Genomic DNA, 15,072 nt, shown 5'->3' with positions numbered 1-15,072 from the left:
GCTCTTTCAAAAAATACTATCAGATACTAAAATCGAAATTTACCTTCCGTTTCTGTCTCTATATCCATTCTTTCATCCCGTTCAAAGTCTACATCTAATAAATCTTTCAGTCTATCATAGTCAAAAACGACAGCAGAAGTGTTACTTTCTTTATTAGTCATGATACGTTTCATCGTATTATCCACTATTTCCGTTCCATCTTCATTAATAGAAATCTCACCACGCGGTATTTCTTTCACTTCTTGCCAACGGAAACGAGTAGATCGAACCCGGCCGATATAAGCCTCATTACTTTCGAAATAGGTATTTAATGATTGCATCGATAGAGCTTCGTTCTTCGCCAAATTGCTGTACATCGGATATATGTTTGTCATGTTTAAATATAATACACGCGTATCTGCCGGTTCCATAACTTTTATTTCCGTATCCTTGCCTTTCGTTTTAAGAGTAATTTTTCCTGGCACTTCTATTTTATAGTCACGGCCAGGACGAATACTTCCGGTATCAATCAAGTAATTTATATTACTGAAGAAATTAAACATTTTGTTGGAAGTACTTATAGATTCAACTTGTTTGGCAACCTTTTCCACTGCTATCTCAAAAAAATCGCGGTAAGTAAAAGGAAGTTGCAATGGCGTACTTTCTTCCACAATCCGACAGACTGTTAAGAACATCGATACCGTTTCAAGAATACGGGAAAGACCATCCGTATTTGTTACTAGAACCCTGGCATTATCCTTTAATTCTTTAAATACTTCACCATATACCTTAACGTAATTATCCAGTAACGTTTTCCGGCAGGACAGTATTTCCAATAAAACGTTATGAAGCCCATTCTCTTCGTAGCTTTTTAATTGGTTAAATACATTTTCCTCTTCTTCCGTCCGGTCATCGCACTTTGGAACATCGCAAATAATACATCGATTGGCCAAAGAATTATCATCCTGTTGCGGGCTTTCCTGCCCCATGATGATAAGTGCTGCATTTACTTGGCTACTATCAATTTCTTTACTGACAGCATCTTTACGCTTTTGTTTACCTTCTCCATCATATACGGCCGATTTCAAAGCTTGGAATATAACCGGATTAATATCGCGGTCGTTGTATTCCTCCAGCATTATAGGGATATTCCGGTAACGTTCCAGCCATGAGAACAGGGCTGCCGGTGTCCCGGAATTCAGGTTGAATGTTGGAGCGTCCGGAGGCATCGAGAGCGAACGGATGGAGTAACCGACTTGCGATTTACCTGAACCTGTAGGCCCTATGAAAAATAGGGCTGTAAATGTACGACGCACATTATAGATATCGCTTCGAAAAGCACTCATGATTGAATATATAATCGCCCATTTTCCATTATTGTTCAGTTTATAAACCTCATTCATCAATGAAGCCCAGCCTCTGAAATCTACTTTTAAACCTTTTGGTTCCCGGTATTTGATAAAACGGTCCAAAAAATAACGGTCGCTGTCTCTACGTTCACTGGCATATATTTTTGAAAATGCCGGGATATAATAATACTGATTGTTGTGTTCTACCAATCCCAAGTCTGTTACATACTGAAGTTGCTGCTTCCCGTCAATCTCGTGCACAATAGCATTACTGAAGGCAAAGAAACCTTCATCATACCAACCGAACATCCGGAGCTCAAAACACTTTTTGAACTTACCGGCCCAACTGTCCATTATCAGGTCAAGATGGTTCTGCGTACCATTCGAAAAGTTAATATCTCCTTCTTCCCACAGACGTTTTCTGAAGGTCTGGAGTGTTATCATTTCCGCACTTATCCACTCCATGAATACCGGATAAGGATAGTTGGCTTGTGTCAGCTGTACGATACGTTTGTTAGCTTGGCTCTCTTTGTCATACACATGCAATAAGGGTTCGATATAAAAGTTACCTATACGCGTATACGATTTCTTCCCATTTGAAAAAATATAGGCCACTTTCCGGCCATTACCATCCAAGTAAGGGAAAAATTGATAAGCTCTCCAAAGTCGATTTATTTCAGGGTCCTTTTCCACATAGTCAGGTAAACGGGATGGGTCGAACATCAAAGCCGTTCCATCTACCTGCAGGGCGTCGCTGTTAAACCTGGCTTCTGATTTACGAACATCCAAATAAGGTTTCAGCACATGGTCCAGAGCTGTTTTAGTAACTCCTAATGCTCTGGCATATTCTGTTGCTTGAAAGGCCCGTGTAGTTGCATCGGCATGGGATATTAATTCCGCACAGCGTTCCAGGGCTATTTTCTTTAAACCCTCCGTCGCCTCCTTAAACACGCTATATAGCGAAATATAATATTCATTAAACCCTATTTCTTTTTCCAATTCCACATTTTTTCTGCGCTCTTTACCTTCTTCGTCAACATAATTTTCCTGACGGTTCGTATACCTACTCATGCTTACGGTAAAACCGGTATAGGAAAGGGAACGTAAAAAGACTAGTTCTTTAGGTTCTTCCATGGTTTCTTCATTAAGCTTGAACCTATCTCTGCAACGAACAATTGAGGATACCCGCCGGAGTTCCTGTATTTCCGAAATGCCTGGAATACCTGTAACAAGTACAGTTGGCCTATCTCCCCAATTTTCCGTAAACCGTTCGACAGACCAAGTGAGTGTAATTTGTTTGCCTTCAGATTCTATCAGTCTAGCCGCATCTTCTAAGCCTGTGAACCCGGATTGCTCCGGTTGTTTTATAGCTTCTTTTTTACCCATCCCTTGCAACTCTGCAACAAGTGCTGTTATCAGTTCGCCATCGGCTTTAAACTTCGTGGCTAGTGTGGCAATATATGCTTGCCGTTGAAGTTTATCCGGAACCACCGATATACTTTGAGCAACAACTCGGAGCACTTCCGTTTTTCGTATCGGGTCCTCCATCTCTTTTTCAAAAGCCTTATATATAAATGAAATGAAGTCTATTTCATTTCGCTTGATAAATTTCGCCAGCTTTTCAGGTCCCATCTTTCTGGCAAAACTATCCGGGTCTTCTTGTTCCGGGAGTAGCACCGCACGCACATTCATCCCTTCCGAAAGCATAACGTCCATGTTCCGGATAGAAGCTTTCATACCAGCCGCATCCCCATCATAGACAGCTGTTACATTCCTGGTAAATTTTTTAAGCATACGAACCTGCTCCTGAGTCAACGCCGTACCACTACCACAAACCGTATTTGGAAAACCGTATTGAACAAAAGAGAGTACATCAAACTGCCCTTCTACCAGATAGACTTTATCATTTTTCGTTATTTCCGGGCGTGCTTGATATATTCCATATAATGTTTTCCCCTTATGGAAAACCTGAGTTTCCGGAGAATTAAGGTATTTACACTGGCTATCTTTTTCCAAGGCACGACCAGTAAAACCTATCACCTTTCCAGATAAAGAATAAAATGGGAAAGTGATACGATTAATGAAACGGTCAAAAACTTTTCCACTTTCTTTGCGACTGATTAAACCAGCTTGTTCCATTGTTGCCGAATCATACCCTTTTTGTCCGGCCAGTTCCGCCAACCATGTAAAGCCTGCAGGAGCATATCCGACACCGTACTGTGATAATATTTCCGGACGGATATACCGTGTGGCCAAATACTCTTCAGGTATTTTCTTTTCTAATTGGCCGGTGAAAGCCTCTTGTGAAAACTGAAGGCAAATATGCAGGGCCTCACGTTCTCTCGCTTTGTTTTTTTCATCATCGGTCAATTCTCTTTCCGGAACCGTAATATTATATTTGGATGCTACTTGTTTGGCCGCTTCAAAAAAAGACAGTCCTTCATGATCCATTAAGAAGGTAATAACATTACCACCTTTCCCGCAACCGAAACATTTCCATATGTTTTTAGCCGGACTTACGACTAAGCTTGCATCCCTATCACCATGAAAGGGACAGACACCTTTGTAATTAACTCCGGCTTTACGCAAATTGACATAATCACTTATAACATCAACAATATTAGCCGCGCTAATAATATCATCTACAACATTTTGAGCTATCATTTTCTATATCATCTTTATTATTGTCACTAAATAAACTAAGTTGTCTAGCATTAAAAGCCTCTTCAAAAGACACTTCTAGCGTAGTTGCCAGTCTTAGGTATTCTTGGTCGGTAGGAGACACCTCTCCTCGATACAACTTCCAGAAACGCACTTGATTAATCTTTACTGCGCGAAGAAAATCTGTTGTCACATTAAAGTATTCCGGATGAACAAGCTTAATACGAAACAATTCTAATACAAGGTTACGTTTTACCGAAGGACGGTAAACGATATGATTCCTGTGTATATAGAGTTTAACAGCTAGTTCCGTTTTTTCCAACCCGGCAGCTATCTCTTTTAGTGTCATTTTCCCCAGATTCTTCCGAAGAAATTCTTCTTGGCTTTTTGACCATCGTTGTTTTTTCATGTCGTCTTACTATTTTATAATCAGGAGAAAAATCATAATCGGAATTTCCTTCCTGAATGAACATACATACAATCTTTACAAAGAGCTCCCTATTCTCTTCTCGTACATTATCATCCAGCGAGAACCTATCCCCTACATGCATCTTCATCAACTCGCTGTATACATTATTTACATATTCCCGGAAAAGGTCCGTCCCCATCTTTTGTTTATAACGGGGTATCCAATCCCAATCCGTTAACCGATATTTCGCATAGCTATCCATCTATTACATTTATCTGTTCGTACTCAGAACTATCAAAATCCAGTTCATTTCTATATAACGGATTATCCGATGTTATACAAGCCCCAGGAACACCCAGTTGAAATTCCAACCACTTTATGAAATCTTCTTCCTCGCAGTCATCCGGACTCTCTATTTCATAAATAATTCTTGCTTTCATTATTAATACAATTTTTCAAGTTGTCTTTTTAAATTAATTATTACTTTATCTGCAACTGTTCGTGTATTGGCTGGTTTACCAGATAAATAAGAGCAGATGCAATCATCCAATATCTCAGCTTCCGCAGGAGATATGTCTTGAATGATTATTTTACCAATTGAATCCTTTTCTACATACATATTATTTGATTTTTATGATAAATATCCATTTCCAGCTAATGCCCGTGCATTATCTTCCAATGTCATACGATCATACCTGTCAAAACAAGCAGATGTCTTATGACCTGTGCACTTCATTATTTTATTACTTGGTATATTATTCTTAATCATGTTCGTGGCAAATGTTCTCCTTGCGGTATGCGAACTAATCATGTCGTATTTAGGTCTCTTGACCATAATAATCCGGTCAGCCTGTTCCTCTTCGTAGACAATAAGTTCAGTTAATCCAACTTTTTTACATATTTGCTTAATAGCCTTGTTAAAATATTGAATACAACGCGCTTTAGGCATTTTACCTCCGTATTTAGCAATTATTTCACGTACGTAATCGGTCATGGGTACAACAGCTTTGTTTTTTGTTTTCTGTTGCAAAACATGGATATTGTCACCCTTGATATTGTCTACGGATAATCGAGAATAATCAGAATATCGTTGTCCAGTCATACATCCAACGATAAACAAATCGCGTATTTCCTCTTGCTTAGGTGTTAGGTCTTTGTAATAGTAAATGCGGGCAATTTCTTTTTCTGACAAATATATAAATGTGGAATCGCTCTCTCGGACCTTAGCGTCCGAATATGAATCATCTACAGCCCATCCATTTAGGTAAGCTTTCCCTATAATATATTTTAGTTTCGTGACCATACTCTTGATAGTTGAGATTTTTAATTCTTTTTCTACATGCAAATAGTGTACAAAGCCGTCTATTTCTTCTTTACCAATCTGATTTGTTTTAAATGTACGACCTATCGATTCCTGATAGTTCAGAAAATGTTCGAGTAGGTTTCGGTAAAGAGAAAAATGCTTACCTTTCTTTTTCATGTTTATAAAGAGTACACCAAACTGAATGAAATTACAGGATGGCAGATTTCGAAAATATTCGCTTTGTAATTGTGATGCGTTATAACTTGAAAATTCTAATTGAAATGCACCCATGATATTATTATTTTTATTTTCAGTAAATAAGCACTACATTTGTAGTGTGATAAGCATATTAGCCTACAGGCTGGTGAGAGTTTACAAGGCCGTTCGGTTGCCGCCGGGCGGCTTTGCTGTTCCTATTCAATTGTTTCACATCTTCCGTGATTTGAGCTAAAATCGACTATTCTTACCTTTACGTTTCCAAACTTGATTCTTGCATTTCGGTTCAGGAATAAAAGTGTTCAGTACAGGTAACTCTCGCACCAAGGCTTCAGGGGGTTCAACAATCGTTAATGTGACAGGTTGTTCTAATTCGACAAATTCTATCCCTTCCGTTTTAGCGTTGTCTATAACGCTGTTCGGTATGTTACACATCTGCCCATTAGGTACACCTACTATTATTGCTTTTTTCATGATTTTTTATATTAAAATTTTTCTGCTACTAATACTAAGCGACGAAACAGATGCCGTTTTACTATTGATATATCAAACGTTGTACGTTCTCTTAGTATCTGTTCTGCTGCATATCCTATAAAGGCTAAATCACATTGTATCTCTGAACCTTCGCCATGTTGGATAGTCTTGATAAGTTTTCGAGCTTTTGATATAGATTTCATCTTTTTTTATTTATTTGCCATTAGATAAAGCCTTTATACCTACCGTTTCCATCAACTGAAGTAAATCAGGCTGGTCAAAGAAATTAGATACGCCATATACAAGTTTTTGAAGATTTCCTGCCATATCTTTGAAAAACTGTTCTCTGGCAGGTGTCCAATCAATACACAAACCATCGTTCTGGCATTCATACCCGGTAGAACCATCTTCATTGATAAGGTAATAATGTTTCTTATCAGTACCGGATGTTTCCATCAGCACCCTATAAGAAAAACCAAATGAGAAATTATCTTCATAGCCGTGCTCTGTTTCAAATTTCTTACTTACCCCTGACTTTATTCCGGAATAAGAACCTTTATCCGTTCGATTCATAATGAGATTAACAGTCGCTTTCAGTGTATAAGAGATTATCTTCTTTGTAACTTTTACTTTTTCGTGATACTCTACAATGGACTTGTTTAAATGGGTATTAATCTCATCTTCGCTTCGGTAAACCCTTCTACCAAATTCGGTCAATTTATATACTTCGTCGGGTACTCCCTTATATGAAAAACCGTCTTTCTGGGTATACCACAAAATAAGGTCTACCCATTTCTCATTTATTTTAATACATTTTGTTCCTACTTTTGGCATAGCTTATTATTTTTTACTCATTGTTTGCTCGTTAAAAAGGCTCATCGCCGGTTCTAAATCCTCCGCATCTCTCATTCAATCTCCCGGTCTGATAAAGAGGATTATAGGAAAAGCCTATCTCCTTTGCCACCCAGAGGGGAATTGTACCCAGAATAAAGCCCATATCTAAATGATAGGCCAGTTCGCAATCAGACTTGTTCTCATACTTGATGCACTTATCGCAGTTGCGTTCGTGCCAGCATTCCGCTTCCGTACCGTTTGAAAACGGGGTTACGGGCGTATCTTTCAGAAAGGGATTTTCATTAAATTCTGCCATATTCTTTCTTTGTATTATTTTCACCTTTTCTCTGCAAATGAAGCTCTACCTTATTTAAATTTGGATTAGCAATTTCTCTTCTAATATCATCAATCACTTCCTCCCAATCCTTTTTCATCTTGTCTGTGTCGATTCCATGTTTTTTAAAACTGCGAAGACTGCCCGCATACCAATGCTTAGCCGTTTCCAGCAGGTTTCCAAGGTAGCATTTTTCATTTTTTTTCATAACTCTTCGTACTTCTTTTAACGAAAACTCGTTATGCTCCACATCCCATTTTGCTTCGTCAAATTCCTCGGTATAAAAATATCTGCTCTTGATATTTTCTATGGTCGGTAATATATATTTATTCTCTTTCATGTTTTTTATTGTTGGTTGGCAAACCTTAAATCCTTTAGGAAACTTTCCACCAGATGACAAAAAATCAGATTTTCTAACCTTTAATGTACTCCTAAGAGAATCTATCTGTTCTTTTGGTAGTACCTTTTTCAAAGTCCGATATTTACCTTTCAAGTCGCAATAAAATAGGCATTCCATATCTTCAAATATCTGGCGCTTCAAAGAATAGGAAAGCCCATGACACTGAAGGAGGTCGATTGCATTTTGTACAGGATTTTTACCATCCATCGACTCGTTCACCGACAACAACCTCTTTTTTATATCGGAAACTTCTATTTCGGTAGAAGATTTCACCTTGAATTTTTTATCGATATTGTTACGACCTATAGCGTCAATGATGATTCTTTCCGCTTCCCGCCTGGTGCAACCAATCAGGAATTGTATATCTGAGCTAGTTACTTTCATAATTCAACTATTTTTATATTATATTAGAGTTGAGCTACCCTGAATAATACCAGGGTAGCTACGGTGTTGATTACAATCTTTCTAATCTTGCTTTTAAGCACTCGTTGTAGGTGTACATCGCTCCAGCTTGTACAAACAAAAGAGATTTCTGTACCGGATCAATACCGTTAACCTTTTCACTTTGATTGAAATCATTCAGCTTATTCAGCCTTTCTTCAAGTTGTGCCTGTTCTTCTATCAGACGTGATTTAAAATCGCTCATATTCATATCGAGTTTTATAAAGCCGCTCAAGGCTCGTTATTATTTAGATTATAGGTTTACCCATTTCCAATTTTGCGATAGTTTCTAACTCTCTCAGCCTTTTTTCAAGATTGCTCTTTTGTTCATCCATAACCATGACTCCTATTGTGGGAGATATAGAAAATATACGCATCGAAGAAAAACTACCATCAGGCACACCTAACTGCATACCTTTACCATATTTCCCAAAACTGCCATTTTCCGGGATTGGCTTATTATCTTCTTCATTTTGTTCTCTTGCACGTTCGATCTCTTTTACCATATCGCTTTTGATCTTGTCAATTTCTTCAATCTGTTGATAGCAATTGTATATCTCGCGGGCTGTTTCTTTTGTAATCATATTTTAGCTCCTTTCTTTTTATAATCGTGCATCATCCGAAGTGCGATACACATCATTAAACTTCACTTTCACATTCTCGCCATAAAAATCTTCCTTCAAAGATTCTTTCAATTTCTTTTTAGCTTCACTAATAGATTTTGCTTCTATCAGCTCTTCGCCGCTTTCACTGATACTCTGTGTTACTGTATAGGCTAAATAGTACTTTGCCATAATGTTCCTTTCCTTTTAAAATAGAGTCCTTTCAGACTCGTAGTTACTAATTAATATTTCAGTTTTTCGCTTGGCTTTCGTGAGGTTGGCGACTTTAAGAGGCATATCTAACTTTTCTACATGCCAGCCGTTTACTGCAACAAAGTATCGGAGCGTTTGACACCAAAAGTTTGATAAGATGAACTTTCCCTTTATTCCCTTCAGGACGGTGAGCAGCTGGAACAATTCTTCGTGAGTATAACCACGGTAATGACCTTGAGTACATCCAGGATATGGTGGGTCGAGGTAGAAAAATGTTTCGGGTGTATCTCTTTGCTTGATTACTTCCAACGCATCCCGGCAAGATATTTGAACGTCTTGCATACGCTCCCGGAGTGTTTCATTAAACTCATTCCGTTTGTTTCGCATAAATACTCCGGTATGGCTTCCTGCCGAACCATTGCACCATTTCCAACCACCGTGCATGCTTCCGGAAAAGGAACCGTTTGTTATTATGAATACAGCCCAAGCTATATCAGTGTCTCCGGCCGGAACTCGACCGTTATAGAAATCTTTAGCCAGGTAGTATTCAGATTCGGAACAAAGACTATTATCAATCTTTTCGGCCAGTTGCTCAAAATTTGTCGCTACCTGCCGGTAAAACGTAATAAGTTTATCGTTCTTATCATTAATGACCTCAAGGTAACTTTTGGGCTTTTGAAAAAAAACAGCACCACCACCGAAAAAAGGTTCGCAGTATATTTTGTGAGGCGGCATCATCGAAATGATTTTAGCCGCCAGCTGCTGCTTGCCTCCGTAATATGTTATTGGGGTTCTCATTTGCCTCAAGTTTTTTTATAATTGATTTAAAATTTCTCTTTGAATAATCTCCTGCGCATTGAAGCCAAATAAGCTTCTCTTCTTCTCGTGAAACTCTGCGATTGGCATTTCATTAATGTAGTAATAAAAAGCCTCGTACCCGTCCGCAAAATTGCAGGCAAGGAAACCATTCGGATGAGTATTCATGTATCTTTCAACGGCTACTATTATTCTTTTGGCATAGCCGGGAAACATCTTGAACTCTAATTGCATCTGCTTATAATTGCAGAGAGGACAACCAACACAGCCATGTCGATTCAATTTATAAGGAGCATCATAGTACTTTGAATAAGGCAGCTCATAGTATCGTATATACTCCCACACGTCATCTTCCGTCCAACCAAGAATAGGAAGAATGTGTATAGCTCCACGCATCCACTTGCGAGCATCACATTGCTCCGGTTCGTAATCTTTCCGGTTCCGGCTCTCCGATGCCCTCATTCCTTCGATACTACGTTTACCGATACCATAACGTTCTTTTAACACCTCACAGCAGAACCGCCGAAGTCGTGACGGAAATCCCTTTTCTTCAATCAATTTAAAGAAAGACTTCTCCGGGTGCATAATACGCACTTGTGGATAGTTCTTCTTTATAAAACTGATTGTACCCGGCGGGTCTACTGTAGTATTAGCGTATATGGCATTGAATTTTATACCGGAATGTTCTGCAAGATGGAGGATTACAACGCTATCTTTTCCACCGGAGAATCCGAGATTTAAAGGCTTGCCACTTTCCATACTGCGTAGAAAGTTTATTGCTTGCCGAATCTTTAAGTATAATTCCCAGCTAATACTTTCACTCATGTTTTATTATTGTTGAACTAATTCTAACTCTGATTCAAAAAACTCCTCGAAATACATTTTCCCGTTAGGGTAATGAAGCATAACACAATAGAGATTTTCTTCATGTGTCCCATCTTTGGTTTTAACCAAGGCATTTTCTTCTACTACTTCAGCGATTACGCCTACTTCCGACTTATGTGTTTCGTTAGTACACCAGACGTATTGTTTTATTTTGAATTTTGTTTCCATGATTCGTTATTTGTTAGTTGCGAATTAAGTTTCTCAATAAATTCATTCACTTTACCACGATTTACAAATCGTTCATCAGAGTTGTGCCTTCCGGCAATTACAGTACATAAGAAAAAATCAGTCTTATCACAATTTACTTGCAGACTGCAATTATTACACGGGTCACCGGTTCTCAACGAAACCAACTCGTGCAGCTCATCATTGATTATTATTCCGTTCATATTCTTAGTTGTGTGTTTACTTGATTTTCAGTTTATTACGTTTTGCTCCCGACACAAATGTCGCCAGCAAACGCTTTATGCTTTTTTAATCTACCGTGCTACAAGGGCGCAATCGTTAGCCAATTAACGCAGTATGTAGCGCCGGTAGATATGTTTTAAATCCAATCAATAACTGGCTTTCCTTTAAATCCCTTTTCCCATACAAACCAAGCATAGCATACCGCGCTTCCTCCATTTTCCTTAATGGCTTCAAAATCACCATTCTTAGCGCATGTTATACGTGAAGAGAATACATAAATCCTCGCTGGAGGATTATCTTCGTAAAATTCTCTTCTTGACTTTCCTTCTAAGAAGAGAAGTTTCAAGAACATTGCAACCTTTCTTCCAGGCTTTATACAATCCAAGGCCTTTTTTACAAAATCCAGCCCCTTGGAGTATGGGGGATTGGTTATAATGTCACCATCGAAGCACTCCTTACAATCGAAGAAATTTACCCCGGTAATTCCATACCCCCTATCTACCAATTCGGTTGAAAGGACATCATGGCCCAACTCTATCATCCTCTTAGACAGATGACCCATTCCACATGCCGGTTCCCAGATGTGGTAATGGAACTGTTCTTTCTCGAAGAGTTTATCTATTGCTACTGGGTCTGTAGCGTAGAAATCATCTTTTTCCCTTTCGTCCTTACAATGATTGGACGCTCCAAGGGGTGTGTATATCTTACTCATCTATTTTTCTCCTAATTTTAAAATGAATACTTCATGTTCAGGTGCTCCCCAATTTGGATTACCTTTACCAATAGAAATGTTATCCAGTTTGAATAGCATGGTTCGCTTAGTGTAGCCGTAGCGGAAACGGATGTGGGTATATTGTTTTAATTTACTGTGCTCGCATTTCCAACAAGGATAAATAATATTACCATGAAAATCTTGGCAGTCTCCATAATGTCCAGGATGCGGGGTTAAGCACTTGTATAATCGTCTATTCCAGTATCGGTTATTATCTCGGTACTCCTCTTTCTTCTTTCCGCTCTCTATCATGTCGTACCACTGAGCTTTGAGGGGTAGGTCAAGGATTTTCATCGTTTCTTGTACTCTAAAAATTCGGTATAAGTTATGCCTGTAGTATTCTTTGCTTCAACACTTGGCTTAAACGCATCAGCAGCTTTTATAGCTTCATTTTGTGCCTGCGTATCCCTGTGAATATCATATTTTGCCAGCCAATTCATAATAACCTCCCCATCTATACGACCAAAGACTTGTCCGAAATAACCTTTCTTGGCCATTTTGAAAAAGAGCTTGAAATCTTCTGGCTTATAATGGGGATATTCTTCCCGAACAAGGTCTATAGTATCTTTTATTTGAAAAGGGTCCATTGTCCCATTCGTTGAATAAAAGTTCACAAACTGCTCAAACCATGTGTACATCAAAGAATTTATAAAAATGTCGTCATAATTCTTCCACAGTTCGGATATTGAAGGAGAAACCGCATTGAATACGTCAATCGCCGTCTTTGGATTTATACTGTTCCAGTACGGCTCTGGCGAATTGGCCCACAGTTTCACGGCTTGCGGCTTTGTTTCCGGCAGACTTGGCAGAAGATCCAAGTCCGGCCTTTGGTATCGTACTACTTGATTTTCCATTGAATTTCTCATTATTAGCCCATGTTGCAAGTCTTTTGGCGACTTCCCATGTTTTATTCGTTTCAAATCTCATCTTAGTTTCTGACTTATTCAGTTCAGACCAGTAATCAAAGAAAGCCCGGATCATTTCCTTCCCGTATCGTTCCACATAAGGAACCAGGGAATTATAAAATTCATCTTTACGTTTGAGTGTAGCGGCTTTAGCCGCGGCAAGTTTCTTTGCTTGCTCGGCTTTCTTTGCCTCTACGTTAGTAGAGGTTTCTTTAGATTTACTATTATCTACTTCTTCTCTAATCTCTTCTTGCGATAGTTGGGCGATTGGGTGGCTATCGGGTGGCGATTGGGTGGCGAAAGAATTATTATCGGGTGGCGATTGGTGTGTAGACTTACTGGAACTATTTTTCCACCTCTTTTCATTTCCTCTTTTACCTGCATCAGAAAGTTTTGCTCTTTTTTCGTCCAATGGCTGCATACGTGTATTTAGAGATTCGGAGTAGAAACACTCACTGTTATTGGTGAAGGCAAATAACCCGAAGTCATTTATTACACTTTTTAGAATTGCAGCATCAGCACGTAAATCAAAAGCCAAAACATTATAATCGGCTTTAAGAGTATAATTTTTGCTCTCTCTTAATTTTTCTATCAATGCCCAATATAGCCCATATCCTTCCCATTTATGCTTTATACGTAAAGCAATAATTTTATCATCGCTTCTTGCATCACTGTCATGTGGAAAGTAGTTTTTCATTTTTCCTATTTTATATAAATAGCCTTTGAATTAAGCGTCTTAGTAATTCCAATCTTACCAGAAACAAAAAGCTCATTAAGTTCTTTTCTTGCCTCTGAATGGATCGCATTCATCAACTCCACCTCCGGCACATGATCCGGCGTTATCTTTTCCGATCGTCTCTTTTCTTGAAGACGATTGATTATACTTAGTATGTCCATATCAAAAATATACGTTAGTTAATTGTCTGCTTTTTGAATATACCGCCCATTTACCATTACCTCCATCAACCAGCCTTAAGTCTTTTACTTCACCAAATCGCTTGATATTACCACATAGATCAACAATCCAAGCTGATTCTTTAGATGGATGCGGACGGATTGCCCGGCCGACTATTTGATACCACATAGCCAATGACATTGTAGGACGCGCCATGACGACCGTATCAAGCTCTGGATAATCGAAACCTGTAGTGAGTACCCCGACATTAGCGACAACTGGTATCCGACCAGACTTAAAAGCCTCAAGTATCTGCTCACGCTCTTTCTTTGGAGTTTCGCCCGAAACAATAGCACAACCAGGTATCGACCAGGTTAATTGCTCAGCCTCTTTCAGGAATCGGGTAAAAACAAGAATGCCTTTCCGCTTACCGCCTTGTTTAGGATTAAGTAGTCGTTGGACGATATGAACGACATAACCGTAGAAGTCTATTCGCTCATACTCTCTTTGAACTGATTTATCGGTATAGTCAGCGCCAGTGGTATTTACTTTCAAATTAAGCTCGTTCCAGCCTACCGGATTCATCGGATAGTAGTTTAGCTTTGCCAGATATCCCATATCCAAAAGAGTAGAAACCTGTACATGATAGATTACATCCTTGAATATAGCCGGACGTGTTCGGGTAATGAATTTCAGCATAGAACCAAACTCTTGCGAACTACTTAATCGATATGGTGTTGCCGTTAAACCAAGAACCTTGCATTTGAGAAGTTCTAAGAATGTCTTATACATTCCTTCTTTAGGATTTACCAAGTGACACTCATCTATAATGATAAACTGGAAATGAGAAAACAAATCCGGATGATTTATTACACTACCGATCGTGGCAAAAGTTATTCTTGATATTTCTTTTCTACCAAAAGAAGCTGAATAAATCGAACAATCTAAGATGCCGTAAGAACATAGTTTTTTGAAGTTCTGCTCCAAAATTTCTTTACTTGGCTGGAACACTAAGGTGTGTCCGTCCAACCTTGCAGCTATATCAGCTATGATAAGCGATTTACCGCTACCTGTTGGCAGTACCATGATAGCGTTGGTTTTCTTCTTTGTGTTATTGAAGAAGGTAACGGCTGCATCAGAGGCTTTCTGTTGGTAATCTCTCAAACGGAATTGCAT

At 38.8% G+C, this 15,072-nt stretch carries 21 protein-coding genes; all 21 read right to left on the bottom strand.

Annotation, left to right across the window (positions count from 1 at the left end):
* Positions 1 to 26: 26 nt before the first annotated feature.
* Entirely contained in the window at positions 27 to 3,992 is a 3,966-nt protein-coding gene (dnaG, locus tag DW103_RS07325) for a DNA primase (protein ID WP_122275007.1), read from the bottom strand.
* Positions 3,967 to 4,398 (bottom strand): hypothetical protein, encoded by a 432-nt coding sequence (locus DW103_RS07320; protein ID WP_122275006.1) that lies wholly within the window; start codon positions 4,396 to 4,398, stop codon positions 3,967 to 3,969. Before DW103_RS07320 ends, dnaG begins: the two co-directional genes overlap by 26 nt.
* A 254-nt stretch (positions 4,399 to 4,652) precedes the next feature.
* Complete coding sequence (locus DW103_RS07315; protein ID WP_122275005.1) at positions 4,653 to 4,838, bottom strand: hypothetical protein; 186 nt, start codon at positions 4,836 to 4,838, stop codon at positions 4,653 to 4,655.
* Positions 4,839 to 4,840: 2 nt separating this feature from the next.
* A complete protein-coding gene (locus tag DW103_RS18255; RefSeq protein ID WP_199652989.1) occupies positions 4,841 to 5,017 on the bottom strand; it encodes a hypothetical protein in 177 nt (58 codons plus the stop codon).
* A gap of 12 nt (positions 5,018 to 5,029) precedes the next feature.
* Positions 5,030 to 5,992, bottom strand: a complete 963-nt coding sequence (locus DW103_RS07310) for a site-specific integrase (RefSeq protein WP_122275004.1) — start codon at positions 5,990 to 5,992, stop codon at positions 5,030 to 5,032.
* Positions 5,993 to 6,148: 156 nt separating this feature from the next.
* Complete coding sequence (locus tag DW103_RS07305; RefSeq protein ID WP_122275003.1) at positions 6,149 to 6,391, bottom strand: hypothetical protein; 243 nt, start codon at positions 6,389 to 6,391, stop codon at positions 6,149 to 6,151.
* Between the two features lie 11 nt (positions 6,392 to 6,402).
* Entirely contained in the window at positions 6,403 to 6,594 is a 192-nt protein-coding gene (locus tag DW103_RS07300; protein WP_122275002.1) for a hypothetical protein, read from the bottom strand.
* Positions 6,595 to 6,604: 10 nt separating this feature from the next.
* Positions 6,605 to 7,225, bottom strand: coding sequence for a hypothetical protein (locus tag DW103_RS07295; RefSeq protein ID WP_122275001.1), 621 nt, complete (start codon positions 7,223 to 7,225; stop codon positions 6,605 to 6,607).
* Positions 7,226 to 7,256: 31 nt separating this feature from the next.
* On the bottom strand, positions 7,257 to 7,541 hold the full coding sequence (locus tag DW103_RS07290; RefSeq protein ID WP_122275000.1) for a hypothetical protein: 285 nt from the start codon (positions 7,539 to 7,541) through the stop codon (positions 7,257 to 7,259).
* Entirely contained in the window at positions 7,528 to 8,343 is an 816-nt protein-coding gene (locus DW103_RS07285) for a hypothetical protein (RefSeq protein ID WP_122274999.1), read from the bottom strand. Before DW103_RS07285 ends, DW103_RS07290 begins: the two co-directional genes overlap by 14 nt.
* Positions 8,344 to 8,413: 70 nt before the next feature.
* Positions 8,414 to 8,605, bottom strand: a complete 192-nt coding sequence (locus DW103_RS07280) for a hypothetical protein (protein WP_122274998.1) — start codon at positions 8,603 to 8,605, stop codon at positions 8,414 to 8,416.
* A gap of 43 nt (positions 8,606 to 8,648) precedes the next feature.
* Positions 8,649 to 8,984 carry a hypothetical protein gene (locus DW103_RS07275; RefSeq protein ID WP_122274997.1) on the bottom strand — a complete coding sequence of 112 codons (336 nt, stop codon included), beginning with the start codon at positions 8,982 to 8,984 and terminating at the stop codon, positions 8,649 to 8,651.
* A gap of 18 nt (positions 8,985 to 9,002) precedes the next feature.
* Entirely contained in the window at positions 9,003 to 9,194 is a 192-nt protein-coding gene (locus DW103_RS07270; RefSeq protein ID WP_122274996.1) for a hypothetical protein, read from the bottom strand.
* A gap of 15 nt (positions 9,195 to 9,209) precedes the next feature.
* Complete coding sequence (locus tag DW103_RS07265) at positions 9,210 to 10,013, bottom strand: DNA adenine methylase (RefSeq protein ID WP_122274995.1); 804 nt, start codon at positions 10,011 to 10,013, stop codon at positions 9,210 to 9,212.
* 15 nt (positions 10,014 to 10,028) lie between these two features.
* Complete coding sequence (locus DW103_RS07260; protein WP_122274994.1) at positions 10,029 to 10,856, bottom strand: phosphoadenosine phosphosulfate reductase family protein; 828 nt, start codon at positions 10,854 to 10,856, stop codon at positions 10,029 to 10,031.
* Positions 10,857 to 10,862: 6 nt separating this feature from the next.
* A complete protein-coding gene (locus DW103_RS07255; RefSeq protein WP_122274993.1) occupies positions 10,863 to 11,084 on the bottom strand; it encodes a hypothetical protein in 222 nt (73 codons plus the stop codon).
* 376 nt (positions 11,085 to 11,460) lie between these two features.
* Positions 11,461 to 12,036 carry a hypothetical protein gene (locus DW103_RS07250; protein ID WP_122274992.1) on the bottom strand — a complete coding sequence of 192 codons (576 nt, stop codon included), beginning with the start codon at positions 12,034 to 12,036 and terminating at the stop codon, positions 11,461 to 11,463.
* On the bottom strand, positions 12,037 to 12,390 hold the full coding sequence (locus DW103_RS07245; protein WP_233545634.1) for a hypothetical protein: 354 nt from the start codon (positions 12,388 to 12,390) through the stop codon (positions 12,037 to 12,039). It lies immediately after the preceding gene.
* Entirely contained in the window at positions 12,387 to 12,683 is a 297-nt protein-coding gene (locus tag DW103_RS07240) for a DUF6633 family protein (RefSeq protein ID WP_122274991.1), read from the bottom strand. The genes DW103_RS07245 and DW103_RS07240 overlap by 4 nt, the downstream gene beginning before the upstream one ends.
* A gap of 124 nt (positions 12,684 to 12,807) precedes the next feature.
* On the bottom strand, positions 12,808 to 13,698 hold the full coding sequence (locus DW103_RS07235; protein WP_122274990.1) for a Lin1244/Lin1753 domain-containing protein: 891 nt from the start codon (positions 13,696 to 13,698) through the stop codon (positions 12,808 to 12,810).
* A 201-nt stretch (positions 13,699 to 13,899) separates the two neighbouring features.
* On the bottom strand, positions 13,900 to 15,072 hold the full coding sequence (locus DW103_RS07225) for a DEAD/DEAH box helicase (protein WP_122274988.1): 1,173 nt from the start codon (positions 15,070 to 15,072) through the stop codon (positions 13,900 to 13,902).

This window comes from Parabacteroides sp. AM08-6 (assembly GCF_003473295.1).
In the GTDB taxonomy this organism is placed as follows: Bacteria; Bacteroidota; Bacteroidia; order Bacteroidales; family Tannerellaceae; genus Parabacteroides.
The sequence above is the reverse complement of the archived record's forward strand: the minus strand, read 5'-3'. Positions and strand labels throughout refer to the sequence as shown.

Coding starts and splice junctions, on each gene's coding strand:
- dnaG (WP_122275007.1), bottom strand. CDS start 3,992: ATGATAGCTCAAAATGTTGTAGATGATATTATTAGCGCGGCTAATATT.
- DW103_RS07320 (WP_122275006.1), bottom strand. CDS start 4,398: ATGAAAAAACAACGATGGTCAAAAAGCCAAGAAGAATTTCTTCGGAAG.
- DW103_RS07315 (WP_122275005.1), bottom strand. CDS start 4,838: ATGAAAGCAAGAATTATTTATGAAATAGAGAGTCCGGATGACTGCGAG.
- DW103_RS18255 (WP_199652989.1), bottom strand. CDS start 5,017: ATGTATGTAGAAAAGGATTCAATTGGTAAAATAATCATTCAAGACATA.
- DW103_RS07310 (WP_122275004.1), bottom strand. CDS start 5,992: ATGGGTGCATTTCAATTAGAATTTTCAAGTTATAACGCATCACAATTA.
- DW103_RS07305 (WP_122275003.1), bottom strand. CDS start 6,391: ATGAAAAAAGCAATAATAGTAGGTGTACCTAATGGGCAGATGTGTAAC.
- DW103_RS07300 (WP_122275002.1), bottom strand. CDS start 6,594: ATGAAATCTATATCAAAAGCTCGAAAACTTATCAAGACTATCCAACAT.
- DW103_RS07295 (WP_122275001.1), bottom strand. CDS start 7,225: ATGCCAAAAGTAGGAACAAAATGTATTAAAATAAATGAGAAATGGGTA.
- DW103_RS07290 (WP_122275000.1), bottom strand. CDS start 7,541: ATGGCAGAATTTAATGAAAATCCCTTTCTGAAAGATACGCCCGTAACC.
- DW103_RS07285 (WP_122274999.1), bottom strand. CDS start 8,343: ATGAAAGTAACTAGCTCAGATATACAATTCCTGATTGGTTGCACCAGG.
- DW103_RS07280 (WP_122274998.1), bottom strand. CDS start 8,605: ATGAGCGATTTTAAATCACGTCTGATAGAAGAACAGGCACAACTTGAA.
- DW103_RS07275 (WP_122274997.1), bottom strand. CDS start 8,984: ATGATTACAAAAGAAACAGCCCGCGAGATATACAATTGCTATCAACAG.
- DW103_RS07270 (WP_122274996.1), bottom strand. CDS start 9,194: ATGGCAAAGTACTATTTAGCCTATACAGTAACACAGAGTATCAGTGAA.
- DW103_RS07265 (WP_122274995.1), bottom strand. CDS start 10,013: ATGAGAACCCCAATAACATATTACGGAGGCAAGCAGCAGCTGGCGGCT.
- DW103_RS07260 (WP_122274994.1), bottom strand. CDS start 10,856: ATGAGTGAAAGTATTAGCTGGGAATTATACTTAAAGATTCGGCAAGCA.
- DW103_RS07255 (WP_122274993.1), bottom strand. CDS start 11,084: ATGGAAACAAAATTCAAAATAAAACAATACGTCTGGTGTACTAACGAA.
- DW103_RS07250 (WP_122274992.1), bottom strand. CDS start 12,036: ATGAGTAAGATATACACACCCCTTGGAGCGTCCAATCATTGTAAGGAC.
- DW103_RS07245 (WP_233545634.1), bottom strand. CDS start 12,390: ATGAAAATCCTTGACCTACCCCTCAAAGCTCAGTGGTACGACATGATA.
- DW103_RS07240 (WP_122274991.1), bottom strand. CDS start 12,683: ATGGACCCTTTTCAAATAAAAGATACTATAGACCTTGTTCGGGAAGAA.
- DW103_RS07235 (WP_122274990.1), bottom strand. CDS start 13,698: ATGAAAAACTACTTTCCACATGACAGTGATGCAAGAAGCGATGATAAA.
- DW103_RS07225 (WP_122274988.1), bottom strand. CDS start 15,072: ATGCAATTCCGTTTGAGAGATTACCAACAGAAAGCCTCTGATGCAGCC.